We start from the raw sequence: 1,331 nt of genomic DNA, 5'->3' as shown, positions 1-1,331 counted from the left end.
CCCACTTCCGACCAACTGGTCATCGTCGTCGATTTCGGCGCGCAGTACGGGCAGCTTATTGCCCGCCGCGTGCGCGACTTGCACGTGTACTCGGAGATCGTTCCCTGCGACATTTCCTCCGAAGAGGTGCGCAAGCTTGCACCAGCCGCCATCATCTTGTCGGGCGGGCCTGCCAGCGTCTACGCCGAGGACGCGCCGTCCCTCGACCCAGGCATCTTCGATCTGGGCATTCCGGTGCTGGGCTTCTGCTATGGCCAGCAGATCATGGCCGTGACCCTGGGTGGCTCCGTAGGGCACACGGAGAAGGGCGAGTACGGGGCCGCTGCGCTCGTGCGGCGCGACGGGGGCACGTCTTTGCTGTACGGCGAAACGCCAACGGAACAGACCGTTTGGATGAGCCATCGCGATGCCGTAGCAGAGGTGCCGAAAGGTTTCACGGTGACAGCCTCCACCGACGTGTGCCCCGTGGCCTCGATGGAGTGTGCGGCGCGCCGTTTGTATGCGACGCAGTTCCACCCCGAGGTACGGCACACCCCGCACGGCGACGAGCTGCTGCACAACTTCCTGTTCGGCATTTGCGGACTCGAAGCGTCCTGGACGATGGACTCCCTTATCGACGATGCCGTTGCGGCCATCCGCGAACAAGTGGGCAGCGATCGCGTGATTCTGGGGCTGTCGGGCGGCGTGGACTCGTCGGTGGTGGCCGCACTATGCGCGCGTGCTATCGGAAAGCAGTTGACCTGCGTGTTCGTTAACCACGGCCTGCTGCGCAAGAACGAGCCCGAAGAGGTGGAGGAGGTGTTCGCGAAGCAGTTCGACGTGGACTTCATACACGTGCATGCCGAGGATCGCTACGCCGCGCTATTGGCCGATGTCAGCGAACCCGAACAAAAGCGCCGCATCATCGGCTCGCAGTTCTGGAAGGAGTTCTTCGCCGTCGCGGAGGACTTGGCCGAGGGCGGCCATACGGTGAAATATCTGGCCCAGGGCACTATCTATCCCGACATCATCGAGAGCGGCGCGCGCAAGACCGGCGGCAAGGCCTCGACGATCAAGAGCCACCACAATTTGATTCCGTTCCCCGAGGGCGTTTCGTTCGATTTGATCGAGCCTCTGGACCACTTCTTCAAGGACGAAGTGCGCGCGCTTGGCACGGCTTTGGGGCTGCCCGACCACATCGTGCATCGCCAGCCCTTCCCTGGCCCGGGCCTGGCCATCCGTATCATCGGCACCGTGACGCGCGAGAAGCTGTCTATTCTGAAGGAAGCGGATGCTATCGTCCGCGAAGAGCTGGACGCCTACAACGCGCGCATCTTCGAGGAGACCGGCGA

General features: G+C 63.2%; 1 protein-coding gene. It reads left to right on the top strand.

All coding sequences use genetic code 11. The features are described from left to right. Positions 1 to 15: 15 nt before the first annotated feature. A partial coding sequence (guaA, locus tag RR842_RS06120; RefSeq protein WP_332729257.1) for a glutamine-hydrolyzing GMP synthase occupies positions 16 to 1,331 on the top strand: 1,316 nt, incomplete at its 3' end.

Origin of the sequence: Gordonibacter sp. (assembly GCF_036667095.1) — a bacterium.
Lineage (GTDB): Bacteria > Actinomycetota > Coriobacteriia > Coriobacteriales > Eggerthellaceae > Gordonibacter.
This window is presented reverse-complemented; position numbering and strand designations above follow the sequence as displayed.